The sequence below is a fragment of the Haladaptatus sp. CMAA 1909 genome (genome assembly GCF_043952005.1).
Lineage (GTDB): Archaea > Halobacteriota > Halobacteria > Halobacteriales > Haladaptataceae > Haladaptatus.
Genome location: NZ_JBIOAV010000001.1, coordinates 2,118,730 through 2,143,682, shown reverse-complemented (window position 1 = coordinate 2,143,682; position 24,953 = coordinate 2,118,730). Strand labels below are relative to the sequence as shown.

General features: G+C 62.0%; 24 protein-coding genes, 2 tRNA genes and 1 riboswitch. Of the genes, 15 read left to right on the top strand and 11 right to left on the bottom strand.

The window, feature by feature from the left end; all coding sequences use genetic code 11:
- Nucleotides 1-50 precede the first annotated feature (50 nt).
- The 6 genes from ACGYLY_RS11745 to ACGYLY_RS11720 all read left to right on the top strand — a co-directional run bounded on the left by ACGYLY_RS11745 (nucleotide 51) and on the right by ACGYLY_RS11720 (nucleotide 4,428).
- The gene (locus ACGYLY_RS11745; RefSeq protein WP_395281434.1) at nucleotides 51-995 is read left to right on the top strand and encodes an aminopeptidase; all 945 of its coding nucleotides are present in this window, start codon (nucleotides 51-53) and stop codon (nucleotides 993-995) included.
- 15 nt (nucleotides 996-1,010) lie between these two features.
- The gene (locus ACGYLY_RS11740) at nucleotides 1,011-1,343 is read left to right on the top strand and encodes a CHY zinc finger protein (RefSeq protein ID WP_395281435.1); all 333 of its coding nucleotides are present in this window, start codon (nucleotides 1,011-1,013) and stop codon (nucleotides 1,341-1,343) included.
- Between the two features lie 95 nt (nucleotides 1,344-1,438).
- Nucleotides 1,439-1,951, top strand: a complete 513-nt coding sequence (locus ACGYLY_RS11735) for a hypothetical protein (protein ID WP_395281436.1) — start codon at nucleotides 1,439-1,441, stop codon at nucleotides 1,949-1,951.
- 71 nt (nucleotides 1,952-2,022) lie between these two features.
- Entirely contained in the window at nucleotides 2,023-2,673 is a 651-nt protein-coding gene (locus tag ACGYLY_RS11730; RefSeq protein WP_395281437.1) for an HVO_0476 family zinc finger protein, read from the top strand.
- Nucleotides 2,674-2,722: 49 nt separating this feature from the next.
- A complete protein-coding gene (locus ACGYLY_RS11725) occupies nucleotides 2,723-3,634 on the top strand; it encodes a class I SAM-dependent methyltransferase (protein WP_395281438.1) in 912 nt (303 codons plus the stop codon).
- A 26-nt stretch (nucleotides 3,635-3,660) separates the two neighbouring features.
- Nucleotides 3,661-4,428 (top strand): protein-L-isoaspartate O-methyltransferase, encoded by a 768-nt coding sequence (locus ACGYLY_RS11720; RefSeq protein ID WP_395281439.1) that lies wholly within the window; start codon nucleotides 3,661-3,663, stop codon nucleotides 4,426-4,428.
- 74 nt (nucleotides 4,429-4,502) lie between these two features.
- On the opposite strand, the gene ACGYLY_RS11715 is transcribed toward ACGYLY_RS11720, so the two are convergent.
- The 5 genes from ACGYLY_RS11715 to ACGYLY_RS11695 form a co-directional block, all read right to left on the bottom strand.
- Nucleotides 4,503-5,147 carry a class I SAM-dependent methyltransferase gene (locus tag ACGYLY_RS11715; RefSeq protein WP_395281440.1) on the bottom strand — a complete coding sequence of 215 codons (645 nt, stop codon included), beginning with the start codon at nucleotides 5,145-5,147 and terminating at the stop codon, nucleotides 4,503-4,505.
- Between the two features lie 87 nt (nucleotides 5,148-5,234).
- A complete protein-coding gene (locus ACGYLY_RS11710; RefSeq protein ID WP_395281441.1) occupies nucleotides 5,235-6,251 on the bottom strand; it encodes a hypothetical protein in 1,017 nt (338 codons plus the stop codon).
- 122 nt (nucleotides 6,252-6,373) lie between these two features.
- On the bottom strand, nucleotides 6,374-7,624 hold the full coding sequence (locus ACGYLY_RS11705; protein WP_395281442.1) for a hypothetical protein: 1,251 nt from the start codon (nucleotides 7,622-7,624) through the stop codon (nucleotides 6,374-6,376).
- Nucleotides 7,625-7,765: 141 nt separating this feature from the next.
- Entirely contained in the window at nucleotides 7,766-7,888 is a 123-nt protein-coding gene (locus tag ACGYLY_RS11700; protein WP_395281443.1) for a hypothetical protein, read from the bottom strand.
- A 133-nt stretch (nucleotides 7,889-8,021) separates the two neighbouring features.
- The gene (locus ACGYLY_RS11695) at nucleotides 8,022-8,507 is read right to left on the bottom strand and encodes a carboxypeptidase-like regulatory domain-containing protein (protein ID WP_395281444.1); all 486 of its coding nucleotides are present in this window, start codon (nucleotides 8,505-8,507) and stop codon (nucleotides 8,022-8,024) included.
- Nucleotides 8,508-8,583: 76 nt separating this feature from the next.
- On the opposite strand from ACGYLY_RS11695, the gene ACGYLY_RS11690 reads away from it, so the two are divergent.
- The 3 genes from ACGYLY_RS11690 to crcB (ACGYLY_RS11680) all read left to right on the top strand — a co-directional run bounded on the left by ACGYLY_RS11690 (nucleotide 8,584) and on the right by crcB (ACGYLY_RS11680) (nucleotide 10,511).
- Nucleotides 8,584-9,672: an ATP-binding protein gene (locus tag ACGYLY_RS11690; RefSeq protein WP_395281445.1), complete on the top strand. Its 1,089-nt coding sequence runs from the start codon at nucleotides 8,584-8,586 to the stop codon at nucleotides 9,670-9,672.
- Nucleotides 9,673-9,681: 9 nt separating this feature from the next.
- A riboswitch (Fluoride riboswitch) is annotated at nucleotides 9,682-9,750 on the top strand.
- A gap of 9 nt (nucleotides 9,751-9,759) precedes the next feature.
- Nucleotides 9,760-10,152 (top strand): fluoride efflux transporter CrcB, encoded by a 393-nt coding sequence (gene crcB / locus ACGYLY_RS11685; protein ID WP_395281446.1) that lies wholly within the window; start codon nucleotides 9,760-9,762, stop codon nucleotides 10,150-10,152.
- Nucleotides 10,149-10,511 (top strand): fluoride efflux transporter CrcB, encoded by a 363-nt coding sequence (crcB, locus tag ACGYLY_RS11680; protein ID WP_395281447.1) that lies wholly within the window; start codon nucleotides 10,149-10,151, stop codon nucleotides 10,509-10,511. The genes crcB (ACGYLY_RS11685) and crcB (ACGYLY_RS11680) overlap by 4 nt, the downstream gene beginning before the upstream one ends.
- On the opposite strand, the gene ACGYLY_RS11675 is transcribed toward crcB (ACGYLY_RS11680), so the two are convergent.
- The 6 genes from ACGYLY_RS11675 to ACGYLY_RS11650 all read right to left on the bottom strand — a co-directional run bounded on the left by ACGYLY_RS11675 (nucleotide 10,508) and on the right by ACGYLY_RS11650 (nucleotide 16,216).
- Nucleotides 10,508-10,945, bottom strand: a complete 438-nt coding sequence (locus tag ACGYLY_RS11675; RefSeq protein ID WP_395281448.1) for a universal stress protein — start codon at nucleotides 10,943-10,945, stop codon at nucleotides 10,508-10,510. The two genes, crcB (ACGYLY_RS11680) and ACGYLY_RS11675, sit on opposite strands and share 4 nt — an antisense overlap.
- 52 nt (nucleotides 10,946-10,997) lie before the next feature.
- The gene (locus tag ACGYLY_RS11670) at nucleotides 10,998-13,448 is read right to left on the bottom strand and encodes an RND family transporter (protein ID WP_395281449.1); all 2,451 of its coding nucleotides are present in this window, start codon (nucleotides 13,446-13,448) and stop codon (nucleotides 10,998-11,000) included.
- Nucleotides 13,449-13,454: 6 nt separating this feature from the next.
- Nucleotides 13,455-15,056, bottom strand: a complete 1,602-nt coding sequence (locus ACGYLY_RS11665) for a hypothetical protein (RefSeq protein ID WP_395281450.1) — start codon at nucleotides 15,054-15,056, stop codon at nucleotides 13,455-13,457.
- Between the two features lie 189 nt (nucleotides 15,057-15,245).
- Nucleotides 15,246-15,318 (bottom strand) — tRNA-Asp (locus tag ACGYLY_RS11660).
- 119 nt (nucleotides 15,319-15,437) lie between these two features.
- Nucleotides 15,438-15,857 (bottom strand): group I intron-associated PD-(D/E)XK endonuclease, encoded by a 420-nt coding sequence (locus tag ACGYLY_RS11655; protein ID WP_395281451.1) that lies wholly within the window; start codon nucleotides 15,855-15,857, stop codon nucleotides 15,438-15,440.
- Between the two features lie 286 nt (nucleotides 15,858-16,143).
- A tRNA-Asp gene (locus ACGYLY_RS11650) sits at nucleotides 16,144-16,216 on the bottom strand.
- Nucleotides 16,217-16,501: 285 nt separating this feature from the next.
- Here ACGYLY_RS11650 and ACGYLY_RS11645 point away from each other — a divergent pair.
- The 6 genes from ACGYLY_RS11645 to ACGYLY_RS11620 are packed head-to-tail and all read left to right on the top strand — an operon-like array spanning nucleotide 16,502 to nucleotide 24,700.
- Nucleotides 16,502-16,729 carry a DNA-directed RNA polymerase subunit H gene (locus ACGYLY_RS11645; RefSeq protein ID WP_395281452.1) on the top strand — a complete coding sequence of 76 codons (228 nt, stop codon included), beginning with the start codon at nucleotides 16,502-16,504 and terminating at the stop codon, nucleotides 16,727-16,729.
- Entirely contained in the window at nucleotides 16,729-18,285 is a 1,557-nt protein-coding gene (locus ACGYLY_RS11640) for a DNA-directed RNA polymerase subunit B'' (RefSeq protein ID WP_231184752.1), read from the top strand. The genes ACGYLY_RS11645 and ACGYLY_RS11640 overlap by 1 nt, the downstream gene beginning before the upstream one ends.
- Nucleotides 18,285-20,111: a DNA-directed RNA polymerase subunit B gene (gene rpoB, locus ACGYLY_RS11635; protein WP_395281453.1), complete on the top strand. Its 1,827-nt coding sequence runs from the start codon at nucleotides 18,285-18,287 to the stop codon at nucleotides 20,109-20,111. Before ACGYLY_RS11640 ends, rpoB begins: the two co-directional genes overlap by 1 nt.
- Nucleotide 20,112: 1 nt before the next feature.
- Nucleotides 20,113-23,043 carry a DNA-directed RNA polymerase subunit A' gene (locus tag ACGYLY_RS11630; RefSeq protein WP_395281454.1) on the top strand — a complete coding sequence of 977 codons (2,931 nt, stop codon included), beginning with the start codon at nucleotides 20,113-20,115 and terminating at the stop codon, nucleotides 23,041-23,043.
- Between the two features lie 44 nt (nucleotides 23,044-23,087).
- Complete coding sequence (gene rpoA2 / locus ACGYLY_RS11625; RefSeq protein WP_395281455.1) at nucleotides 23,088-24,269, top strand: DNA-directed RNA polymerase subunit A''; 1,182 nt, start codon at nucleotides 23,088-23,090, stop codon at nucleotides 24,267-24,269.
- Nucleotides 24,269-24,700 (top strand): NusA-like transcription termination signal-binding factor, encoded by a 432-nt coding sequence (locus tag ACGYLY_RS11620; RefSeq protein WP_395281456.1) that lies wholly within the window; start codon nucleotides 24,269-24,271, stop codon nucleotides 24,698-24,700. Before rpoA2 ends, ACGYLY_RS11620 begins: the two co-directional genes overlap by 1 nt.
- Nucleotides 24,701-24,953: the final 253 nt, after the last annotated feature.

The following is a 24,953-nucleotide window of genomic DNA, read 5'->3' as shown; positions in this document are numbered from 1 at the left end:
TTCGCACCGAAAGGGAACACCTAACCGCTCCGGAACGCAACCGCCCAACCATGAGCATGGACGACGCCGCGAAGACGGCCGTCGAGCAGTGTATGGCGCTCGAAGCCGACGAGTCGTGTGCGATAATCACCGACGACAAACGCTGGGACATCGGTAAGGCGCTATACGACACCGCCAGCGAGACAACCGACGACGTCACCATCACGCGTTATCCGGTCGGAAACCAACACGGGGAGGAACCGCCAGCGGCCGTGGCCGCTGCGATGGCCGCCGCCGACGTCGTCCTCGCCCCGACCACGAAGAGTCTCAGCCACACCCGCGCCCGTGGAAACGCGAACGACGAGGGCGCGCGGATCGCCACCCTTCCCGGCATCACGAAGGAAGTGATGGTCACCGGTCTCGCCGCCGACTACGAGACCATCGACCGGCACTGCAAGGACGTGCTCGAACAGGTCGAGGGTGCCGAGGAAATCCGCGTCATGACCGAGGCAGGCACCGACATCACCTTCGAACCCGGCGATCGCGAGTGGTTCGATGACACCGGCCTCTGTCACGACCCCGGCGACTTCACCAACCTCCCCGCGGGCGAGGTGTTCGTCAGCCCCGAGAACGTCAACGGCAAATACGTCGTGGACGGCACCATGCGCCCCCACGGCCTCCTCGACGACGGCCAGACCCTCGAATTCGAAGTCGAGGACGGCTACGTCACCGAAATCAGCGACGACGAAATCCGCGAGCAGGTCGAGACGGCGGCCGAGGAAGTCGGGCGGGACGCCTACAACCTCGCCGAACTCGGCATCGGAACCAACGTCGCCGTGTCCGAACTCGTCGGCTCCGTCCTGCTGGACGAGAAGGCGGGCGGCACGGTCCACATCGCCATCGGCGACGATGCTGGCATCGGCGGCGACACGGACGCCCCGCTTCACTTGGACGGCATCGTTCGGGAGCCGACGGTGTACGCCGACGGCGAGGAAGTCGAACTGCCACGACCGTAGAATCTGATTTACAGCATGCAAATCGTCCACGGAACCGAAGTCCACGGCGTCGAAGTAGACGCAGAGACGCGCTGTTCGCACTACGACAGCGAGTGCGACGTAATCGCCATTCGGTTTCCGTGTTGTGACGAATACTATCCCTGTTTTCGGTGTCACGACGCGGTTGCCGACCATGCGCGGGAGACGTGGGCCGAAAATCGGCGGGACGCGGAGGCGGTGCTGTGCGGTGTGTGCGGTACAGAGCTGACGATTGCGGAGTATTTGGAGTGTGATTCGAAGTGTCCCGAATGCGACGCCGAATTCAATCCGGGGTGTGCGAACCACTACGAGTTGTACTTCGACGGGTGAGTTCGGGTCGAATCCGTCACGTCGGATGCTCGACGGATACGGTAACCGTTTCACTCACCACAAAAGCATTAATTCGTGCTGGCTGAATGGTTGGTATGAATCGCCGTGCCCTCCTCGCAGGACTCGCCGTCCCGCTCGTCGGCGGGACTGCTGTCGTCGCTCAACGGTTCGATTATCGCCGCGACAAGAAGTTCTCCATCCGAACTGAACCACCGATAACGGGTCATCGGTTCGAACTCGTGGACTTTGATGAGCGCTATGCCTCCGGAGACATGCCGGATGACTCCCTCTCCAATCACGCGAACGTCGAGTTCGATTCGGCTGACGGTCGCATTCGAGTTGGTGGCCGGATTCCAAGCGGCAGTCGTTCGTGCATGGAAACTGAACTCAGGACGGTTCGGTATGTCGAATCGTCCGATACCCTCATCGTCGCCGTCTTCGATGACTACATTCACCACGATACCTGCAATTTGGAACTGGGACCCATCCTGTATGTCACTGATGTCCGATTTGAATCGAGCCTCCCATCTCGGGTTGTCGTCAAGCACGTCACGGATGACGACGGCGTCGTCTACGAGAAACCGTTCAGCAACGATAATCGAAACTGAACGACAGTCGTCCGATTTCCGCCTTCGTCCAACTCCACGCACTTTTACGGCCTGACTTCCTACACCGCTCCATGAGCGATACAGCGGAACGCGTGGCAGTCGTCTGCCCATCCTGTTCCCCCGATTTGGAGACGGTTCACGAAGTCCTCAAGCCGGGCGGACAGGCGACGGTGCGATGTACGGAGTGCGACCACGTTCACAAGACGAAAATAGAGGAGGAGAAGACCGAGGAGATAGACGTCGTCGTCTCGCAGGACGGCGAGTCGTTCACCGCGAAGGCCGACGTGCCGGTGGAAGAGACGCTCGCCGTCGGCGAGGAGTTCGTCCTCGAAACCGACGAGGCAATCTTCGTCGTCAGGATCACCAGCCTCGAACAGGACGGGGACCGCCGAGTAGAAGAGTCGTTGGCTCCCGACGTGGAAACCATCTGGACGCGCGCCGTGGACAACGTCAGCGTCAACGTCACGATTCACCCCAACGACGGCCGTCGGGACAACTCCCGCGGGGTCAAGGTGAGCATCCCCGGCGACTACGAGTTCGTCGTCGGCGAAACCGAGGAACTGGCGAACGAGGAGTTCACCATCGACGGCATCCTCGTCACGGACGACGCGTCCGGTTACGACCACGACCGACTGGACTTCGACGGGGACGCCGTCCTCGCCAAGGACGTGAAGCGAATCTACGCCGAGGACGAGGGTTCGACGGCGTGGTCGGCGTGGTAGGCCGACCGTCCGGCGCGTAGCTTTTTTGCCTCCCGATAGACGGTTCCGCATGGACTACCGCGAACTCTGTCTGTTGTGGGCCGCCCGGGAGACGGGCATCGTCGACGCAGTCATGTTTCACGCCGGAACGCCCGAGGCGGTCGCCGCCGAAACCGACGTTACCGAGCGTTCGGCCCGAATCACGCTCTCCGCCATGGCCGAGTTGGGATTCCTCGAACCCGTCGACGGCGAGTACGAGGCGACCAACCGGGCGCTCGGCTTGTTTGCCAAAACGGACGTGCGCTCTATCGGAACGGTACCACACCAGATGGACTGCCTCGACCGCTGGTTTTCGCTCCCCGAGACGATGCGAACCGGGACTCCTCCCGAACACTCCGACTCGTGGACGACGAACTTCATGGGCGCGATGGCGACGGTTGATGAGACGACGGTTCGTTCCGCCGTGACCGAAGCGGTCCACGAACACCCGGAGGCGGAACGCGTCCTCGACATCGGCGGGGGTCCCGGGAGTTTCTCCACCGAGTTCGCCCGCCGCGGCTACGACGTGACGCTGCTGGACCGACCGGCCGTCATCGACATCGACCGGAAGTTCCTCGAACGCGAACCCGTCACGCTCGTCTCCGGTGACGCGACGGACGACCTCCCGACCGGGTTCGACATCGCGTTCTGCGCGCGGGTCGCACACGCCTTCGGCCCGGAGGAGAACCGCGAACTCGTAGCGAACGTCTACGACGCGCTCGACCCCGGCGGCGTCGCGGTTTTCATCGACCACGTTCGAGGACGCACCGACGGCGCGGCAATGTTCGGCGCACACATGCTCGCCGTGACCGAAAACGGGGATACTTACACCGCCGACCAGTTCCGCGGGTGGTTCGACGACGCCGGTTTCGAGACGGTCGAAATTCGGGACGTCCCGGGCACGAATCAGCAAGCAGTCGTCGGGCACAGGCCGCGTCATTGAAGAACGTCGGTACCCAATCCGAATCCATGGAACCGGCGGCGCTGCGCGACGATATGGTCGCCAGCCTCGAACACGAACTGAAGGGTGGCCTCGTCAGGAGCGAGTCCGTCAGCCTCGCGCTTCGGACGGTCCCCCGACACGAATTCGTCCCCCTCGAAGCCAGCGACGGCGCCTACTCGGACCAGTCGTTCGACCACCGAGGGACACGAATTCTTGCCCCGAGTACCGTCGCCCGACTGCTGGAAGCCCTCGACGTCCGCGAGACGGACTCCGTCCTCGTCGTCGGTGCCGGCGTCGGGTACACGTCGGCGGCGCTGGCCGAAATCGTCGGCGAGGAGAACGTCCACGCGGTCGATATCACGCGCACCATCGTCTACGAAGCCCGGCAAAACCTATCTTCTGCTGGTTACGGCGGCGTCTTCGTGGACTGTCGCGACGGTGCCGACGGTCTGCCCGAATACGCCCCGTTCGACCGCATCCTCGTGGAAGCGGCGGCCATCGAACCGCCGCGGACCCTCGTCGAACAGTTGCGTTCGGACGGTCGATTGGTTATTCCGCTCGGGGGCGGGGCACAGAAGTTGACCGCCGTCGAACGAACTGCCGACGGTGCCCCCGAAATCGAACGGGAGTTCGGCACGCTTTCGCTCGCACCGCTCCTCGTGGACGGCGAGCAGTCGGACACGATCGAACGCAACCGCACCGACCGCGAGGACCGCGAGTTCGCCGAACGTCACGCCCAGACACGCCGTGGATGGGAACACGATTGGATAGACTGGGACGGCTACGGGTTGTAATCGTCGCGAGCTATCCTCCCCTGCCCTCCTCTTCTCTCTTTCTCTTGCTCTACTTTACTCTCTCTTACTCTACTTTACTCCCGCTTTTCCCCTTCAGCGCATCGAACGACCGCCAACCACGCTTCGACGCTATCGCCGTTCGACGGATTTACCTCGTCGTGCCCGGCGTTGACTTCGAAGCGAGCAGGGTCGATGGATTCGACCGTCCAGCCATCGGAAAACGCCGTTCGAAGCTCCCTCTCGCTGATTCGGCGCGGACCCCATTCGCCCGGCTCTCGGTCGCTAAAGCAGAGAATGACGACGTGTCCGTCCGACGCAACGATACTCTCCAACGACGACACGTAAGTTCGTCGGGTTTCGTCGTCGAAGACGTGAAACAGGCCGCAGTCGAGGACGACCCCGAACTCCTCGCCGAGGTCCGCGAGCGAAAGCGCGTCCTGCACTCGAAAGTCGATATTCCCTTCTACGTCGCGGGTTTCCGCCTTTTCTCTCGCCTTCTCGATGGCTCGTGGGGACGCGTCGACGCCGAGAACCGAATAGCCGCGGTCCGCGAGGAAGAGCGAATTTTCCCCGGTTCCACAGCCGACGTCGAGAATCGGTCCCTCGAACGATTCCGCGTCCGTCTCGAACAGGGAACGGATGGCCGACTGGGGTCGGCCGATGTCCCACGGCGGTGTTCCGGCGTACGCCTCGTCGAATCCGTCTTCGGGGGAACTCATCACGAGAATCGACGGACGGAACTCCCATAGGTTTCTAGGCCGTCGGCGCGGAGTGGGGACGGCGGTGGACGGGTACCGTCGGGAGCGTCAGTCGTCCCAACTGATGAGCGGGTCGCGCTCCGACTCGTGAAGCACGAACGGACCGATCGCTCCAGTTTCTTTCGCTATCGAGGCCGTTCGGAGGACGTAGGCGGTGAAGACGAAGAACGGGATCAACGCGAACGTGACGCCGAGGGTGACCAGCCAGATGAGCAGTGGAACGGTGAGAAGCGAACCGGAGACGGTTGCCGGTTTCAGATAGAGTGCGCCGGCGACCAAGACGATCAGCGCCGGGATTCCGGTGAAGAGGATCCGACGCGAGAGGTTCACCAGTTCCCACTGGAGATAGTGCGCCTTGAAGAACTCCTCCGCCGGACCGAACAGTTCGAGGATATCGACGACGTCGGCGAACGCCTCCTTTTGCTCCTCGTTCAAACTCTCCCGGTGTTCCCGAAACACCCGACGAATCATGTATATCTTCCACGAGTAGTTGTAATCGAGGGCGGCACGCATTATCGTGAACTCGCCGAACTGTGCATCTTCCAACTGGTCGTCGATACCGTCAGCGCTCTCGGTGATCCGTTCGACCATTTGGCCGACCCGCTTTCGAAGCGTTCTATCGGGGTTTCCCTCGACGGAGTCCTGAACCGCGAGCGCCCGATCGACGCTCGTATTGATCAGCGTTTCGAGGAACCGATCCGGTTCCGGCGGACCGACCCATCGAAACTCCTCTTCGGACTCTTCGCGGAACTCCATCGACTTCTCCATTCGTTCGTTTTGCCGACCTAGCGATCCGAACTCCTGGGAGAGGACGAGTTGGTTTATCGAGACGACGAGCGTCATTCCGGTGATAAGAACGCCGAGGAGGGTTTGAAATAGCGTTTCTATCGTATCTCCGCGGCGAAACATCTCCGCGAAGGGGAGACCGAGCGCGCCGAGACTCAACAGCAGCACGAAGCAACTGACAGTCAGAACGCCCACGATGACCATCCGGTTGGCATCCAACAGAAACCACCCGACGGCCGAACCTCTCGCGGTCGAAGACGGGTTTTCGGATCGATTCATGCACGGAAAAGAGTGGAGCCAACAACGTAGAATTTCTCCCCACATTCGAGCGACCTATCGCACGAACCGACCACGACTCTTCCGTTCGTCTGCTGTCCGCTCGGTGCCGAGTCGAATAGCCGTCACTCCGTCCCAGTGTCCAACCGTGCGGCAACCGCATCGGAGACGTTGGATAGGTGTGTCGCACCCCACACTGCGACGATGACTCCGCCGACGCTGTCGAACACCAGGTCGAGCATCGTGTTTTCGAGCGAGTATTGGGACAGGACGCTCGTCGTTCCCAGTATCGTCGCGAGTCCATCGAGGCTGAACTCCAACAGCTCCCAGAGGACGCCGAACGCGAGCGTGAACAGCAGGATGAACAGTACCATGAACTTTTTCGGGAGGTAGACGGAATCCGCGTGGATGTCGAGCGCTCGAACCGTCGTGTAGCCCGCTGCGGCGACGAGCGACGACGAGAGGGTGTGGGTCAGTTGATCCCACAATCCGATCGATTGGTATAGCCCGATGGTTCCAACCGCGTGCAGAAAGACCGGGACGACTATCCAGAGCGTCAGGCCCGTGTCGATGGGGAGACGGTAATCCCGTTCGAGTACCGCCGGTAACTCCATCAGCGCGAGCGCGACCGCCGTGTTGACGATGATGCCGATGTTCGCTCGGTACACGCCGAACGCAAGCACGCCGACGAGAACCACCTGAAGCGCTCGTACCAGACGCCGTTGCTGTCGATCCGAGAGCCATCCCTCGGACGATTCCACGGCCGTGGTCTCATCCGACTCGTGTCGCTTGCCGCCGTCCCGAAAGCCGAACCGCCGCGGATCGATGCGTTGGAAGTACACTGCGAACAGGATCCCGGCCCCGATTCCGACCCCGGTGGCCGCGAACAGCGACCACATCACGGCACGAAGGTTCCGCAGGTTCTGCATCCCCGTCGTCACGTCGACGACCCATTGGACGACTGCCCACGCACCAGCGATGGCCATGGTCGTGACGACGACGAACAGGACCGCGAACGACGGGGAGAGTTCGACCGTGCTGAAGGCGTCCAACTCCACCGATACCACGAGCGCGAGCGCCGCGACGGCCAGAAACACGGCGACTGATCGGGGCAAAATCGGTCCGAACGGAACGCTCAGGATGGGAATTGCGACGAGGAGAAGGGATTCCCACGGAACCATCGCCGTCGCCCGGCGGTACGTTCCGGCGGGTATCAGCACAACCCCGAGCGCGACGAGCCCGAATCCCGCCCACAGGAAATCGCCATCGAGAACGCTGGTGAGAACGGCGATGCCGACCGATACGATGAGTGCCCACGCGGCGAGCGCGTTTCGCTTCCCTCGTTCGATTCCTTCTTCGGTCGTTTCTCGAGGCATACATCTACTACGCGCAACACTCCCTAAAGGGAGAAGGTCGCGTGGAGTAAAACGCCCCTTTTCGTGACCGCGTTTACAGTGCTGTCCTCCGACTCGCTCGGACGAGAAATTCGTCCGAATACGCGAGCGTTTTCGCCGTGGTTACGCCTGAACCCACGCTTTCGGATGCGTTTCCCGAAGGTGGTCGTGGTACCATTTCATCGCCTCGGGGTAAGACGACCCTATCATCTGCACACCGCAGTGGCGGCAACGTGCCATTGCCATTGACGTGACGGTAGTGGAGGGGGTTGATAGCTGTTCCTATTTCAATTAAGGAGATACAATTGAACAGCTCCCACGAGTAACGACGCCATTCCTCATCGAAATGCCGGTGGGAAACCGGGTTTGCCTTCGTTTCCTACCCGGACACCACCAAAATTCGCGTGTTCTCTCGCTTGTCGGCGAACTCGCTACCCGCGGGTGGCTTGATGTCCACTTCGAGCGTTCCTTCCTCCTGATTCGGTCCCAGCCCGGGTCGTATCGAGAGCGTGGCTTCCCCGTTCTTCCCGGTCGTCGCCGTCCGAATATGCTCCAGCGTGGCGGAATCGCCTTTCACGACGACGGTCGCCCCCGCGACCGGTTTCCCATCCGAATCGATGACCGATATGTCGACGGACCGGTGGCCCGGTTGCACCACTTCGGGGGCCGGTTTCGCGTCCAGTTCGCTCACCGCCAACCCGTTGAGGCCCGACAACATGTTCATCATGACGCTCAGGCTGGCGACGCCCACGACGAGCGCGATGACGAGTCGAATCGGAAGCCCCTCGATGGCGCGGTTGTCCGACTGAAACAACTGGACCGTGCGGTGAGTTCGTACCTCCTCGAACCGCTGACGGATTGACATGCCCCGGAGTGGTTCCGGTTTCGGACATAAACCTTCGTCCGAGGGTTTATCATGGAAGCCGGGACCAGCACCGGACATGATGGACGTTCTGGGGCGAGCGGACGACGGCGGTATCTCGGGTGCGCTCGGAACCTACCGGGCACGAGACGGCAGCGCGGGTGCCGCCGTCGAAATCGATTTGGACGGTCCACACGCCGCGTTGATCGTCGGCAAACGCGGGTACGGAAAGTCCTACACACTCGGTGTGCTGGTCGAAGAACTCGCGGCCGCCGCGGGGGTTTCCCCCGTCGTCGTCGACCCGATGGGCGCGTTTCGTACGTTCGCGGACGTTCCGGGGTTTTCGGTCGTCGACGAACCTCGCGTGTCCGCGGGCGCACTCTCGCCGCGAGCGTGGTGTGCGTTACTGGGCCTCGATCACGAGAGTTCGGCCGGGTCGCTGGTCTGGCAGGCGGCCGCGAAGACGGACACACTCGCCGCGATGAAGGAATACGTCGGAAACGCGGACGCGGTGCAGGCAACCCGCCGGACGGCCCGGAATCACCTTGCACTCGCCGATTCCTGGGGCGTGTTCTCTCCCGATGGACTCACCGCGGCGGACTGTCTCTCCGGGGCGACCGCGACGATACTGGACTGTTCGGGCTACGACGCCGCGCCGATGAACGCCGTCGTTCGAGCGGTCGCAGAGGACCTGTATCGCGCTCGAGTCACGGACTCGGTGGCGACGCTCCCGTGGTTGGTCGTGGACGAGGCACACGCCTTCTTCGACGGAATCGCCGCTCCGGCGCTTCGGACCGTCCTCACCCGTGGACGGCGGCCGGGCGTCAGTTTCGTCGCCGCGACCCAACGCCCGGCCGCGCTTCCGGAGGATGCGGTTTCACAGGCCGACATCTTCGTGGCTCATCGCTTGACCTCGCGGGCCGACCGCGAGGCGCTCGCCCGCGCCCGCCCGACCTACATGCACGGGTCGTTCACCGACCGGATGCCCGAAAAACCGGGGTCGGCGCTCGTCGTGGATGACGCGACCGAAAGCGTTCACGCCGTGCAAATTCGCACGCGACGGGTCGAACACGGCGGCGGCAGTCCGAGTGCGAGCGCACTGACCAGTGAGACGGGAGAAGAGAACGAATTGCCGCGTCCTTTCGAGTCCGTTAAGTGCGTTCGATAAGGAGTACCGGAGTAACCGGGCGATGGAGTCCGCCTCCCACAACCGCCGAGCACGTCGGCTGATGACTCCTTTTCGAGAGCCACAGATATGGGAAGCAAGCATCCACTCCACACGATAGAAATCCTGTTGCTGATAGGCGTCGGCGGGTTTGCGGGATCCAATCTTCGGTACTTCGTCAGCCTCGCCGAACCCGGATTGACGGGAACGCTCATCGCGAACGTCGCGGGCTGTTTCGCGCTCGGATTCATCCTGTACGAGGCCATCTACATGGGTTACCTCGCGGACCAGACCCACTTCGTCGTCGGCACGGGGTTTCTCTCCTCGTTCACCACGTACAGCACGTTCGCCGTCCAGACCACGCAGGCGGCGTCGCCGCTTTGGATGGCCGGAAACGTCGTCGCCAACTACGGACTCGGGCTTTTGGGTGTCTTCCTCGGTCGTTCGCTCGCCCGACGATTCAACGGAGGGGTCGGCGAATGACCTCACTCGACCCCGCGCATATCGTGGGAACCGGCGGGGCGATCGGTGCGTTGTGCCGCCACTTCGTCAGCGAACGAATCGACGCCGAGGAGTTCCCCATCGGGACGCTCACGGTGAACGTCGTGGGGAGTTTCGTCCTCGGACTCATCACGTTCCTCTCCGTCGACAATCAACTCGCGCTCCTGCTCGGAACCGGCGCGTGCGGGTCGTTTACGACCTTCTCGTCGTTCTCCTTCGAGACGTTTCGACTGTGGGAGACTGGCGAACGCTTCCGGGCGACGGCGAACGCACTCGGCACCCTTGTCGGTGCCGGAGTCGCCATCGGGCTGGCGTGGGGCGTGGTCCAACCCCTCGGTTAGGATTCCCTCGTCACTCGGACGACGAGTACGGGTAAATCGGTGTTTCTGATGACCTTCTCGGTGACGCTCCCGTTCAGAAAATGCTGGAATCCGCTTCGACCGTGGGTTCCCATCACGATGATGTCGACTCCGTGGTCGTCCGCGTACGCCAGTATCTCCTCGTGGGGCAGTCCCCGGAGGAGTTCGGTTTCCACCGGAACCCCTCGTTCGTTCGCCCGCTCTCGAACGGTCGAAATCGCGTGTTCTCCCCCCTCGGCTCTGTCGCGTTCGATAGTGAGCCACTTCGCGTCGGAGAGCGTGCTGTACTCGCGCGTATCGACGACGGACACCGCATGAACGCGCCCGCCTGTGAACGCCGCGAGGTCGAGCGCTTCCGCGATGGCGTCCTCGATTTCGGCGCTGCCATCGGTGGGAACGAGTATCTCGTCGTACATCCCCGGGAATTTGGACGGGCGACGGCATAACTGTGCCCGGTTCCGCGAATCCTCACGCGAAATAGCGTTGCCACACGACGATGACGGATGGTGTCAGCACGAGCGCCGTGAGGTAGGAGTAAAAGATGCTCAGTGCCGTCACGAGTCCGAACTGGCCGAGGACGGGCGTGATGGCGAGGACGAGGACCCCGGTTCCGGCGACGGTCGTGAGCATGCTGCCGGTCAACGCTCCACCGGTTCCTCGAACGGTGCGGGTGAGGGCGGCGAACACGTCCGACTCGTCTTCGAACTCGTCGGTGAACCGGTGGACGACGTGGGCGGAGTAGTCCGTTCCCAGTCCGAGAGCGATCGCTAACACCGTCGCCGTCAGCGCGTTGAACGGAATGCCGAACAACCGCATCGTACCCGCCAAGAGCGAGACGGCGACGACGATGGGAAAGAGGTTGATGACGCCGAAGGCGGCCCGACCGACGAGCATGCGATAGACGAGCGCGAGGAAAACCGCCGTGGCGATGAGCGCAGTTGCGAGACTTCGCAGCGCGGACGCGAAGATGATGGCCGCGATGGATTGGAAGACGACGATTTCGCCGGTCGCGGTCGCGTCGAGGCGGTAGCGTCCGGCCACTTGCTGTGCGTCACGAGTGATTTCCCCCTGCGACGCACCGCTTTTCATCGTGTAGACGACCTGTGCGCTCCGCTGGTCCTCCGTGATGTACTGAAGCGCTTGCCCACGGGCGGGCGAGGAGAGCAATCGGTCGTAAATCGCTCCAAGGTCGTCGTCGGGAACGCCGTCCCCGTCGTCGTCGTTCCGAGCGACCAACCGCCGAAACTCGGGCGACTGACTGCTGTAATTCCGAATGACTGTGATGATGCTTTCGGACTCCGCCCGTCGGTTCGTTTGAGCGAACGACTTCGGCGGATTTCGGTTGGCGTGCTGAATCGATTCGAGCGCGTAATCCTCGCGAAGCGGCCCCTGTACGTATATCGTCACGGTATCCCCCTCGACGCGGGCGAACTTCTCGTCGAGGAAGTTCGTCGTCTCGGTGACGGTGTACGTCCCCGGCGCGAACGGTTCGGGAAGCGATTGCAGATATCCCGGCGTCTGCTCCGGCGGCAGGAAATCCTCGTTCGAAAACGACGTGTCGATGCCGGTCGCGTAGTAGCCCGAAACGGCGGTGGTGAGGAGTGCGACGGCGAGAACGACCGGGGCACCGCGGCGGGCGAGCGTGACGCTTCCCTGCAGCAGTCGGCCCAAAACGGACCCCTCCTCGCCGAGCGGTCGAAGGCCAAACACGGGCAGTCCGACGCGGTATCGGAACCTGTCGGTCGCCACCTTCGCCGCCGGGAGAAATATGCCGAAGATGAGCGCCGTGACCGAGATTCCTATCGCGGCGACCAACCCGAACTCCCGAATCGGTTGTAGGTTGCTGGTCAGGTTCGACGCGAACCCCAACACGGTCGTTCCGGTGACGATGAAGAAGGCGACGAGGAGTTGATCCGTCGTTCGCCGCATCGACCGTCCGATTTCGAGTCCGGTGACGCGTTCCTCGCGGTAGCGGTTGATGGCGTGGATGCCGTAGTCGATACCGACCGCGAGGAGCAGGGGCGGCACCGCGACGAGCAGTTGCGTGAACGGGATGCCCAACCACCCCATGAACCCCAACGTCCAGAGGATGGTCATCACCAGCGAGACGACGCCGAGCAGGAGGTCCAGAGGGTCGCGGTAGGCGAAGAGCAGGAAGACAAGTATCAGCACCGCCGCCGCGGGCGTGACGATGATGAGCGAGTCGAACGTGACGCTGGACAGTTCCGAGGAGATGATACCGCTTCCGAACACGCGAACGTCGCTATCGACGCTTCCGACGACCGACTGTGACTGAACTTGAATTCGTGTCAGAGGGTCGTTTTCGCTCGCTTCAGCGCCTGCTTGCTGTTCGAGCCCCCGCGGAATCTCGTGTTCCACGATGCCTATCGTCGCCGAAGCGGAGACGGAGCGGCGGTTGAAATCCTTGCTCAGCAACGCGCGAAATTCCGGACTCGTCGCCGCTCGCCGGACCGCCGCTTCGACGTCGGAGTCTGGCGCACGCCGAACGGCACGAAGTTGGGCTTCGAGCGTCGTCGCGTTCGGGTCGAGCGTGACGGCGACGATTCTCGCCGCGCTCGTCGTCGAGGAAACCCGAAGGTCGGCGCGGCGTTCGAGGCGATACTGCGCCTCCAACATCGCCACCAATTCCGGCTTCGAGAGCACGTTCCGACCGGTTTGGATGAGCTGTGTGCTCCCGTTTTCGACCGCGAACGGCGGCGTGAACTCGCGGTTGACGGCATCGAACGCCTCCTGTTCCGGGCTGTTTTCGGTGAACTGGCTCGTCCCGGATTCGGTGGAGACGCGGGTCAGTCCGACGCTGAAAACGACCGTCAGGACGAGAAAGACGAGGATCACCGTTTTCGACCGGTCGGCGATCCACACGTCGAGCCAATCGATGACGCGCTGGTAGTCCACCATCGGGACTCACCGCCGTTGTCGCCGACGTCGCAGGAAGAGGACGACACCGATGGCGAGCAGAAGGGTGATTATACCGACCACGATGAGCCCACCGGACCCGCTCGAAAACGACAGCACTCCTCCCCGTTCCGGCGTCGTCACTCGAACCGGGACCTCGTACGTGCCGGTGAGTTTCGTCTCCCCGGCCGGCGTGTCGTACTGGAAATCGACCGACATCGGATACGTGTTCGCGAGCGTTCCCCCGTCTGCACCGACGTCGAACCTGATGGTCGCCGATTCGTTCGGTTCCAGTTTCTCGATGAACGCCCCGTTGTCGTTTATGGTCAATGGACTGTCCACGAACGCCTGCGCGTCGATGTTTCGGAGGGTCCGATTCTCGTTGTTCGTGACGACGAACGAAACCGTCGCCGTCGAACCCGATTCGACCGAGGTTCGCTTCGCGTCCAGACGGAACTCGTCCCGACGTGGACCTACCGTCACCTGTGCGTCGAGGGATTTGCTCTGTCGCGGGTCGCCGTCCTGATTCTGGTATCGCACCACGAACGACAGTTGTCGCGGGCCGCGGTCCGCGGCGTCGCTCACGTCGACTTGAAAATCGAACGGGGACGATTCGCCCGAATCGAGCGTTCCGAGCGCGTACTCCGTCTCCTTCGGCGACACGGTGGTATTCCCTCCGCGTGATACGAGGACGAGAACGGCGCTCGGCGCGCGCTGTGGCCCTTCGTTCGTCACGGTTCCGGAGACGGTTCCCTCCTGTCCCACATGCAATGTGCTGTTCAGGTTCCCCAGCGAAAACGACTGTTCCGGGTCCGGTATGACGCCGATGAGGTGTGGTTCCGTTCGATTCCGCGTTCCGTTCTCGCGATAGGAAATCGAGAGGCTGAACGGGTAGTTCCCCCCTACAGTGTCGTTGCTCGCCGTCACCCGATACTGGAAGGTTTCCCGTTCGTTCGACGACCACTCGCTCACGAACTGACTGGCGTTCTGCGACCGTCCGAGCGTGAGCTGTTCGTTCGCGGACTGAAGCGACACGACGGCGTCGTTCACGTCGCGTCCCGTATTCTCCACGGTCAGCGAAACTACCCCCGTATCGCCGGACTGGGCGTTCGAAGAAACGCTCGTCACCTCGAACCGCTCCAGTTGAACTCGGTCGGTCGGCTGCACGTCGAACGTGTACGGTCCTGCCCGTTCACGCTCCCCGTCAGCGTTGGTGAACGAGATGGTCGCTTCGAACGGGTACTGTCTCACCTCCGCGAACTCCTCGGCGAGCAGGCCGTATTTGACCGTCCGCCGCTCGCCCGCCGACCAATTCCCGACGAATTTACGCGCCGTCTGCGACGGCCCGAACCGAACGCTCTCGTTCGGGGAGCGCACCCGAATGCTCGTGTTCGAAACGTCCTCTCCCGTGTTCTCGAACGTGATGGACAGGTTCCCCGTCCCGTTTATCGGGACGTTCGAAGCGACGGAGACGATTCTGAACTCTCCCGTCGGTCCCGGCGTTCCCTGTTCGATAGCCGACTCGCTGCTCGAACCCACTGCTCCCGGCCACACGCCCGCTAGTACGACCAGCAACAGGAGTCCTATCGAGAGTCCCGTTCGACCGTTCATCCGCCGCGTCCCACCGAACTCGTCTCCCCCGTTTGCGCCATTCGTTTCCCCCGCTCTGCTGTCACGTCGTCGTGATTCCTATAGGTTGCCCCCGTCGGACTGGACTGAGCGGCGGGTTTCCGGTCCCTTCATGAAAAAGCGGACCCGATGACACAGACTCCGCTGAAGAAGCGTTGATCCGTTAGAAAGCGCCCGAGGCGGGATTTGAACCCGCGTCACGACCGTGACAGGGTCGTATGATGGGCCACTACACCACCCGGGCCTTCGCATTCACTTCTTTTTGCCGACCTTATTAAGGGGTGTCGATTTCGTCGCTCAGTGGTAGTGGTTGACTCGATGTGGGTGTCCGTATTATTTCAGTGTGACTGGATGATGCGTTGCTCAGCCGAACACCGTCGTCAGCGTGTAGTCACTAGCCCAGTTGATTTTCGACGCGGGTGCGTTTGGATGGGGGTCCTCGACTCGAAGACGCATTTCCCCGGACCCGGTTTCGCGGATGGGTACCCAGTAGACATCCTCGGTTCTTCGCGAGTACACCGCGTACACGTCTATCTCCTCCGCGGTGTATTCCGAGTCTACACGCCCGTCAGCACCGACCGTCGACGTATAGAGGTTGAATCGAACTGTCCCGTTTATCCAATTTCCAGTTTTACACTGTACTCGATGGAGGGTTTGCCCGTCGTCGGCCACGAGGTCGTACCTATCGCTGTCCCCGAACGGAACGGACACCGACAGACCGACCGCCATGAGTCTGCTCAGAATCGTACTCTCCGTTTCGTCTCCTCTTCGTGACGTGTTCATCCCTTCAGTCGGTCGTGGATGGTTCCCTCTCCCTTTTGAACCTACGTGGGTTACTCTGCCTGTTTCGTATTCCTCTCGCCGGAAGACGGGACGTGCAGAGTCACCACTCGTGCGGTATTGTTTCGTCAGAAAGCGCCCGAGGCGGGATTTGAACCGTAGTCAGTGGTTCTGCTCACGTCCGTTGCGCGGGCGTGCCGCTGACAGGATTCAAATCCCGAGAGGAGATTTCCGCTCACGATGACGAGCACACGCTACGCGGTGCTCGTCGGAGTTGTTCGCGGAAGAACGCCCGAGGCGGGATTTGAACCCGCGTCACGACCGTGACAGGGTCGTATGATGGGCCACTACACCACCCGGGCCTTCGCATCCAATCCTTTCTGGCTTGTACTCTTAAGGCTTTCCAAACACGCGCCGGATGTGGGTTTCTACCGGACCATGTTAACACATCCCGAATGCCCAAACCATTTATACCAGAACGAAGTAGATAGAGGTGTTCAGTTGGCCGCCTCCGCTTCGTGGGTGGAGGTTCGGGATAGCCGAGCGTGTGCGAACCTACTTAGCAAGTCTTAAATGAGTGCTGCGTGTAATACCCTGTAGTATCTCGTGATAGCCATTTCTCCCGCTAGCCGAAAACTCGCGCACACATGGTAGACGTAAGCCAACACAAAATGGTTCCAGAGCACTCCATCGTCGACCCGGACGAACTCGACGAGGTGCTCGAGGAATACGACATCAAGAGTACAGACCTGCCAAAGATCAAGCGGACCGACCCGGCACTGCCCGACGACGCGGATACGGGTGACGTCATCAAAATCGTCCGCGACTCCCGGACGACGGGGAACGCCGTCGTATATCGACTCGTGGTGGAATAATGCAACAGGAAGACCGACGCACACTATCGAGGGAGTATTTCTCGAAAGAACGACTCGCGGAGCATCACTACCGCTCGTTTAACGCTTTCCTGACCCGCGGCATGCAGGAAGTCGTTACCGAGAAGGGAATCATCGACACGGACATCGGCGACAAGGAGGGCGAAGAACCGGTGTTCGTCGAACTCGGCGACATCCGGGTGGTCACCCCGCGCGTACGTGAAGCGGACGGCAGCGAAGAACTCCTCTACCCGCAGGAGGCACGCCTTCGCAACATCACGTACGCCGCACCCGTCTTCATGGAGATGACCATCGTCAAGGGCGAGGGTGACGACAAACGCGTCGTCGATTCGACCGAAACGAAAGTCGGTCGGATGCCGATAATGGTCGGCTCGGAGAAGTGTAACATCGCCAACTTCGACGAGGAGGACTTGGTCGAAATCGGCGAGGACCCCGCCGACCCCGGCGGCTACTTCATCGTCAACGGTTCCGAGCGAGTGTTGATGACCTCGGAGGACCTCGCGCCGAACAAGATTCTCGCCGAGTACGACACGAAGTACGGCGACGAGATTCAGGTCGCAAAGACGTTCAGCCAGCGCCGTGGCTACCGCGCGCTGGTCCTCGTCGAGCGCTCGCGTGACGGCCTGCTCGAAGTGTCGTTCCCGTCGGTGTCGGGGAGCGTCAACTTCGTCACGCTCGTTCGCGCGCTGGGCCTCGAATCCGACGAGGAGATCGTCCACCGCGTCTCCGACGACCCGGAAATCGTGAAGTTCATGCTCGAAAATCTGGAGGCGGCGGAGGTCCAGACCCAAGAGGAGGCCATCGAGACGCTCGGGAAGCGCGTCGCCTCCGGACAGGGCAAGAACTACCAGTTGAAGCGGGCGAACTACGTCATCGATCGCTACCTCCTGCCCCATCTCCACGAGGACGGCGTCGAGGAGGAGGAGGTTCGCATCAACAAGGCGTACTACCTCGCGCGGATGGCCGAGGCGTGTTTCGAACTCGCGCTGGGCCGCCGCGACTCGGACGACAAGGACCACTACGCCAACAAACGGCTGAAGGTGTCCGGCGACCTGATGAAGGACCTGTTCCGCACGGCGCTGAATAAACTGGCACGCGACGTGAAGTATCAGCTCGAACGCGCGAACATGCGCAACCGGCAGCTGTCCGTCAACACCGTGGTTCGGTCCGACGTTCTCACCGAGCGTCTCGAACACCCTATCGCGACCGGAAACTGGGTGGGCGGCCGCTCCGGCGTCTCGCAGTTGGTGGACCGGACGGACTTCATGGGCGTGCTGTCACACCTTCGCCGCCTCCGCAGTCCGCTCAGTCGCTCGCAACCCCACTTCGAGGCGCGTGACCTGCACGCGACCCAGTGGGGTCGCATCTGCCCGTCCGAGACGCCGGAAGGGCCGAACTGTGGTCTGGTGAAGAACTTCGCGCAGGCGATGGAGTTGAGCCAAAACATCGAGGACGAACAGGAACTCAAACACGAACTGTCGTCGATGGGAGTCGAGGGGATTCCCGGAATCGAGAGCATCGAAGGGAGCGCAGACTGATGAGTCAGGGACGAGAAGCGAAAGTATACGTCAACGGCAGTCTGGTCGGAACACACCCCGACCCCGAACAGCTCGCAGATCAGGTACGTGAGGCGCGACGACGCGGCGACGTGAGCGAGATGGTGAACGTCTCGGTCAAGGAACGTACCAGCGAAGTCATCATCAACGCGGACGCGGGACGCGCCCGCCGACCGCTCCTCGTGGTCGAGGACGGCGAAACCCGCATCACGGACGAAGAAGTAGAAGCGCTCAATCAGGGCGACCTCTCGTTCGAGGAACTCGTCGAACGCGGCAAAATCGAGTTCATCGACGCCGAGGAGGAAGAGGACATCTACGTCGCCGTCGATGACGCGGAGTTGAACGGGGACCACACGCACCTCGAAATCGACCCGCAACTCATCTTCGGTATCGGTGCGGGCATGATTCCGTACCCGGAACACAACGCCAGCCCCCGTATTACGATGGGCGCGGGGATGATGAAGCAGTCGCTCGGACTGCCGTCGGCGAACTACCGAATTCGCCCGGACACGCGCCAGCACCTCTTCCACTACCCGCAGCTTTCGATGGTGAAGACGCAGACGACGGAGCAGATCGGGTTCGACGACCGACCCGCCGCACAGAACTTCACCGTCGCGGTAATGAGCTACGAAGGGTTCAACATCGAGGACGCGCTCGTCATGAACAAAGGGTCGGTCGAGCGCGCGCTCGCTCGTTCGCACTTCTTCCGCACCTACGAGGGCGAAGAACGCCGCTACCCGGGTGGACAGGAGGATCGCTTCGAGATTCCGGGCGACGACGTTCGCGGTGCCCGCGGCGAGGACGCCTACACGCACCTCGACGAGGACGGTCTGGTCAACCCCGAGACGCGCGTGGACGAGAACAGCGTGCTCCTCGGCAAGACGAGTCCGCCGCGGTTCCTCGAAGAACCGGACGACATGGGCGGTCTGTCGCCACAGAAACGCCGCGAGACGAGCGTCACGATGCGCTCGGGCGAATCCGGCGTCGTGGACACCGTGACGCTGATGGAGGGCGAGGACGGTTCGAAGCTCTCCAAGGTGTCGGTGCGCGACGAGCGAATCCCGGAACTCGGGGACAAGTTCGCGTCGCGGCACGGACAGAAAGGTGTCGTCGGTCACATCGCGCCGCAGGAGGACATGCCCTTCACGCAGGAGGGGGTCGTTCCCGACCTCATCGTCAACCCGCACGCGTTGCCGTCGCGTATGACGGTCGGTCACGTGCTGGAGATGATCGGCGGCAAAGTCGGCGCGATGGAAGGCCGTCGCGTGGACGGGACGGCGTTCACCGGCGAGGACAAGGAGGAACTCCGGTCGGCGCTGCAGGAGCGCGGCTACAAATCGTCCGGCAAGGAGATCATGTACTCCGGCGTGACGGGCGAGAAGATCGAGGCCGAAATCTTCGTCGGCACGATTCTGTACCACAAGCTCTACCACATGGTGTCGAACAAGCTTCACGCCCGTTCGCGCGGGCCGGTGCAGGTGCTGACGCGCCAGCCGACAGAAGGACGTGCCCGCGAGGGTGGTCTCCGTGTGGGTGAGATGGAGCGTGAGGTGCTCATCGGACACGGTGCCGCCCTGGCACTCAAGGAGCGTCTCCTCGACTCCTCCGACCGCGAATGGATCTACGTCTGTGGTCAGTGCGGTATGAGTGCGGTGGAGAACATCGACCAGAACCGCGTGTACTGCCCGAACTGTGAGGAAGAAACGGATATTCACGAAATCGAGATGAGCTACGCGTTCAAGCTCCTGCTCGACGAGATGAAGGCGCTCGGCATCGCGCCGCGACTCGAACTGGAGGACGCAGTCTAACATGGCAACAAGTCAAACTCCCAAGGAAATCGGCTCCATCAGCTTCGGTTTGATGGACCCGGAGGAGTACCGAGAGATGTCGGCGACGAAAATCATCACCGCCGACACCTACGACGACGACGGATTCCCCATCGACATGGGGCTGATGGACCCGCGATTGGGCGTCATCGACCCCGGTCTGGAGTGTAAGACCTGCGGGCAACACTCCGGGTCCTGTAACGGTCACTTCGGCCACATCGAACTGGCCGCCCCCGTCATCCACGTCGGATTCACGAAACTCATCCGCCGTCTCCTTCGCGGTACCTGCCGCGACTGTTCGCGCCTGCTCCTCACGGAGGAGGAAAAGGAGAAGTACCGCGGCATGCTCACGCGAACAAAGGAACTCGGCAACGATATCACCGACGTGACGAAGGCCGCGATTCGCGAGGCCCGCAAGAAGGACCGCTGTCCCCACTGCGGTGAGGTCCAGTACGACATCAACCACGAGAAGCCGACGACCTACTACGAGGTTCAGCAGGTCCTCACGAGCGAGTACTCGGAGCGCATCGCCTCCCGGATGCAGGGTCGAAACGAGGAGGGCGACGAGGACGAGGACCTCGAACCCGTCTCGCCGCAGGAGTTGGCCGACCAGACGGACGTCGACCTCTCGCGTATCAACCAGATTATCTCGGGCGAGTTCCGACCGCGCGAAGCGGACCGGAAGGCCATCGAGAAGGCGCTCTCCATCGACCTCACGACCGAGGACATGAACAAGCTGATGCCCTCGGACATCCGCGACTGGTTCGAGGACATCCCGGACCGGGACATCGAGGCGCTCGGCATCGATTCGAGTCGCTCGCGTCCCGAGTGGATGATTCTGACCGTCCTTCCGGTTCCGCCGGTGACGGCCCGTCCATCGATTACGTTGGACAACGGCCAGCGGTCCGAGGACGACCTGACCCACAAACTGGTGGACATCATCCGCATCAACCAGCGGTTCATGGAGAACCGCGAGGCAGGTGCCCCGCAACTCATCATCGAGGACCTGTGGGAACTGCTCCAGTACCACGTCACGACGTTCATGGACAACGAGATTTCGGGCACCCCGCCCGCCCGCCACCGCTCCGGGCGTCCACTGAAGACGCTCTCCCAGCGGTTGAAGGGTAAGGAAGGTCGATTCCGTGGCTCCCTGTCCGGAAAACGCGTGAACTTCTCGGCGCGGACCGTCATCTCGCCGGACCCGACGCTCTCGCTGAACGAAGTCGGCGTCCCGCGACGAGTCGCCCGCGAGATGACCCAGACGATGAACGTCACGCCGCGAAGCATCGAGGAGGCCCGACGCTACGTTCGAAACGGACCCGAGGGTCACCCCGGCGCGAACTACGTCAAGCGACCCGACGGCCGTCGCCTGAAGGTGACCGAGAAGAACTGCGAGGAACTCGCGGAGAAGGTCGAACCGGGATGGGAGGTCAATCGACACCTCATTGACGGCGACATCGTCATCTTCAACCGACAGCCGTCCCTGCACCGAATGTCCATCATGGCCCACGAAGTGGTCGTGATGCCGTACAAGACGTTCCGACTGAACACCGTCGTCTGTCCGCCGTACAACGCCGACTTCGACGGAGACGAGATGAACATGCACGCCCTCCAGAACGAGGAGGCACGCGCGGAAGCGCGCGTGCTCATGCGCGTGCAGGAACAAATCCTGTCTCCGCGCTTCGGTGAGAACATCATCGGCGCGATTCAGGACCACATCTCTGGGACGTACCTCCTCACTCACCACAACCCGCACTTCAACGAGACGCAGGCGCTCGACCTGCTCCGTGCGACGCGTATCGACGAGCTGCCGGAAGAGGACGGCACGGACGAGGATGGCACCCCGTACTGGACGGGTCAGACGTTGTTCTCGGAACTCCTGCCCGACGGCCTCGAACTCGAATTCACGAGTTCGACCGGCGATACAGTCATCATCGAGAACGGCCAACTCCTCGAAGGGACGATAGACGAGGACGCGGTCGGTGCCTTCGGCGGGGAGATCGTCGACACCATCTGTAAGGCGTACGGCGAGACCCGCGCCCGTCACTTCATCAACGAGGTCGCGACGTTGGCGATGCGCGCCATCATGCACTTCGGGTTCTCCATCGGTATCGACGACGAGACGATTCCGGTTGGCGCACAGGAACAGATCGACGAAGCCATCGACAACGCCTACGAGCGCGTTCAGAACCTCATCGAGACGTACGAGAACGGCGAACTGGAATCGCTTCCGGGCCGGACCGTCGACGAGACGTTGGAGATGAAGATCATGCAGACGCTCGGCAAGGCGCGTGACTCGGCCGGTGACATCGCGGAGGACCACTTCGCCAGCGACAACCCGGCGGTCATCATGGCCGATTCCGGTGCGCGTGGGTCGCTGCTCAACCTGACGCAGATGGCCGGTTGTGTCGGCCAGCAGGCAGTTCGGGGCGAGCGCATCAACCGCGGATACGAGGATCGAACGCTCTCGCACTATCAGGCGGACGACCTCTCCGCGGACGCCCACGGCTTCGTGGAACACTCCTACACCGGCGGTCTGACGCCGTTGGAGTTCTTCTTCCACGCGATGGGTGGACGCGAAGGTCTGGTGGACACGGCGGTCCGTACGTCCAAGTCCGGATACCTCCAGCGTCGTCTCATCAACGCCCTGTCCGAACTCGAAACGCAGTACGACGGCACGGTGCGCGACACCAGCGACAACATCGTTCAGTTCGAGTTCGGCGAGGACGGCACCTCGCCGGTTCAGGTCTCCTCGGACGAGGAGAATCCGATAGACGTCGAAAGCATCGCCGACCAGATTCTGGACGAGGAGTTCGACAGCGAGACGCGAAAACTCGAATTCCTGGGCGAACGACGGCCGCCGACGAATCTGTCCGAACACGCGGACGCACGGCAGGTGGAATCCGATGATTGAGCAAAGCCCAATCTGGCTCACCTTCAGCAAACTTCAGGTGAACGATGACTAACGTAACAAACGATATGGAAGCCATCGTCGAGGACACCGAACTTCCCCGACGACTCAAGGACGAAGTGTACGATACCGTCGAATCGCGCGATGGCGTCTCTCTCGAACAGGTAACGGACATCGCCAAAGCGGTCGAACACCGCTACCTCGACACGCGCGTCGACCCGCTTGACCCCGTGGGAACGGTGAGCGCCCAGTCCATCGGTGAACCGGGAACGCAGATGACGATGAACACGTTCCACTACGCGGGTGTGGCGGAGATGGACGTGACCCAAGGGCTTCCGCGCCTCATCGAACTGGTGGACGCGCGGAAGACGCCCGACACGCCCATTATGACGGTGTATCTCGAAGACGAGTACGCCGAAAACCGCGAGAAGGCTCACGAAGTCGTCTGGAACATCGAGGCGACGAAAATCCTCGCGCTCGGCGACATCTCGACGAACGTTGCCGACATGATCGTGTCCATCAACCTGAACGAGGACACGCTCGAAGAGCGGATGATAACCCCCGACGAGGTCTCCTCCATCATCGAGGACAGCCTCGGCGTCAAGACGACTCAGCAGGGGTCGGTCATCGAGTTCGGTCCCGACCAGCCGAGTTACCGACGGCTCCTCCAGTTGGTCGAGGAACTCCGCGAAATCGTCTTCAAGGGCATCGAGGAGATTTCCCGCGTCGTCATTCGGCGCGAATCCCTCGACGAGGGCGAGGAGTTCGTCCTCTACACCGAGGGGTCGGCGTTCGCCGACGCGCTCGAAATCGAGGGCGTCGACGCCTCCCGGACGACGTGTAACAACATTCACGAGATTTACCGAACGCTCGGCGTCGAGGCGGCGCGCGAGTCCATCATCGAGGAGACGATGGATACGCTGGAAGAACAGGGTCTCGACGACGTGAACGTCCGACACCTGATGCTGGTATCGGACATCATGACCAACCGCGGAACCATCGAGTCCATCGGCCGCCACGGTATTTCGGGTAGCAAGGAATCCGTCCTCGCACGTGCGGCGTTCGAGGTGACGGTGAACCACCTGCTCGACGCTGCCATCCACGGCGAAATCGACGACCTGAACGGCGTCATCGAGAACGTCATCGTCGGCAAACCGATCAAACTCGGAACGGGCGACGTGAACCTCCGGATGGGTTCGGTCAGTCGCGGCGCGGAACCGTCCGACTGATGACGGTCACACTCACCGACACGGCCCGCCAGTACATCGCCCTCTTCGAGGACGAAACGGGCGCGACGGCCCGGGACTGTATCGTCCTCGGTGAGGACGACGAAAAGCGAGTCATCTTCGTCGTCAAACCCGGCGAGATGGGACAGGCCATCGGGCCGGGCGGCGAACACGTTCGGAACGTCGAGGACCAACTCGGCGCGGACGTGGAACTCGTCGAGGATGCCGACGAACCGGACCGGTTCGTGGTCAACGCGTTGGCCCCGGCGGAAGTCCGGCACGTCACCATCAGCGAGAACGACGACACGGTGGCCTACGCCGAGGTGGCACAGCAGGACACCGGCGTCGCCATCGGGTCGAACGGCCGCAACATCGAAGCCGCGAAACTGCTGGTGGCGCGCCACTTCGACGTGGACGACATCCAGTTGACCTGAACCACCTTTTGCTGCGGTCGGGGGCCGAGAGCGAGCGCAAATTGCGCTCGCTCTCTGCCTTACTCCCTGGAAAAAGCTGGACCAAAAGCCGGCGCTCCTCCCGCCGCTCACTGCGTTCGCTTTGGTCGTCGCTTGGCCCGATCGCCGGTCGCTCCGCTCTCGCTCGCGGCGAGTGTTCGTCGGTGCGGTGGTTGCACGAATTGCGCTCCAGTCGGAATTTGGTCGGGCGATACATCATCGATTTTCCGAGCAT

Coding starts and splice junctions, on each gene's coding strand:
- ACGYLY_RS11745 (WP_395281434.1), top strand. CDS start 51: ATGAGCATGGACGACGCCGCGAAGACGGCCGTCGAGCAGTGTATGGCG.
- ACGYLY_RS11740 (WP_395281435.1), top strand. CDS start 1,011: ATGCAAATCGTCCACGGAACCGAAGTCCACGGCGTCGAAGTAGACGCA.
- ACGYLY_RS11735 (WP_395281436.1), top strand. CDS start 1,439: ATGAATCGCCGTGCCCTCCTCGCAGGACTCGCCGTCCCGCTCGTCGGC.
- ACGYLY_RS11730 (WP_395281437.1), top strand. CDS start 2,023: ATGAGCGATACAGCGGAACGCGTGGCAGTCGTCTGCCCATCCTGTTCC.
- ACGYLY_RS11725 (WP_395281438.1), top strand. CDS start 2,723: ATGGACTACCGCGAACTCTGTCTGTTGTGGGCCGCCCGGGAGACGGGC.
- ACGYLY_RS11720 (WP_395281439.1), top strand. CDS start 3,661: ATGGAACCGGCGGCGCTGCGCGACGATATGGTCGCCAGCCTCGAACAC.
- ACGYLY_RS11715 (WP_395281440.1), bottom strand. CDS start 5,147: ATGAGTTCCCCCGAAGACGGATTCGACGAGGCGTACGCCGGAACACCG.
- ACGYLY_RS11710 (WP_395281441.1), bottom strand. CDS start 6,251: ATGAATCGATCCGAAAACCCGTCTTCGACCGCGAGAGGTTCGGCCGTC.
- ACGYLY_RS11705 (WP_395281442.1), bottom strand. CDS start 7,624: ATGCCTCGAGAAACGACCGAAGAAGGAATCGAACGAGGGAAGCGAAAC.
- ACGYLY_RS11700 (WP_395281443.1), bottom strand. CDS start 7,888: ATGGCAATGGCACGTTGCCGCCACTGCGGTGTGCAGATGATAGGGTCG.
- ACGYLY_RS11695 (WP_395281444.1), bottom strand. CDS start 8,507: ATGTCAATCCGTCAGCGGTTCGAGGAGGTACGAACTCACCGCACGGTC.
- ACGYLY_RS11690 (WP_395281445.1), top strand. CDS start 8,584: ATGATGGACGTTCTGGGGCGAGCGGACGACGGCGGTATCTCGGGTGCG.
- crcB (WP_395281446.1), top strand. CDS start 9,760: ATGGGAAGCAAGCATCCACTCCACACGATAGAAATCCTGTTGCTGATA.
- crcB (WP_395281447.1), top strand. CDS start 10,149: ATGACCTCACTCGACCCCGCGCATATCGTGGGAACCGGCGGGGCGATC.
- ACGYLY_RS11675 (WP_395281448.1), bottom strand. CDS start 10,945: ATGTACGACGAGATACTCGTTCCCACCGATGGCAGCGCCGAAATCGAG.
- ACGYLY_RS11670 (WP_395281449.1), bottom strand. CDS start 13,448: ATGGTGGACTACCAGCGCGTCATCGATTGGCTCGACGTGTGGATCGCC.
- ACGYLY_RS11665 (WP_395281450.1), bottom strand. CDS start 15,056: ATGAACGGTCGAACGGGACTCTCGATAGGACTCCTGTTGCTGGTCGTA.
- ACGYLY_RS11655 (WP_395281451.1), bottom strand. CDS start 15,857: ATGAACACGTCACGAAGAGGAGACGAAACGGAGAGTACGATTCTGAGC.
- ACGYLY_RS11645 (WP_395281452.1), top strand. CDS start 16,502: ATGGTAGACGTAAGCCAACACAAAATGGTTCCAGAGCACTCCATCGTC.
- ACGYLY_RS11640 (WP_231184752.1), top strand. CDS start 16,729: ATGCAACAGGAAGACCGACGCACACTATCGAGGGAGTATTTCTCGAAA.
- rpoB (WP_395281453.1), top strand. CDS start 18,285: ATGAGTCAGGGACGAGAAGCGAAAGTATACGTCAACGGCAGTCTGGTC.
- ACGYLY_RS11630 (WP_395281454.1), top strand. CDS start 20,113: ATGGCAACAAGTCAAACTCCCAAGGAAATCGGCTCCATCAGCTTCGGT.
- rpoA2 (WP_395281455.1), top strand. CDS start 23,088: ATGACTAACGTAACAAACGATATGGAAGCCATCGTCGAGGACACCGAA.
- ACGYLY_RS11620 (WP_395281456.1), top strand. CDS start 24,269: ATGACGGTCACACTCACCGACACGGCCCGCCAGTACATCGCCCTCTTC.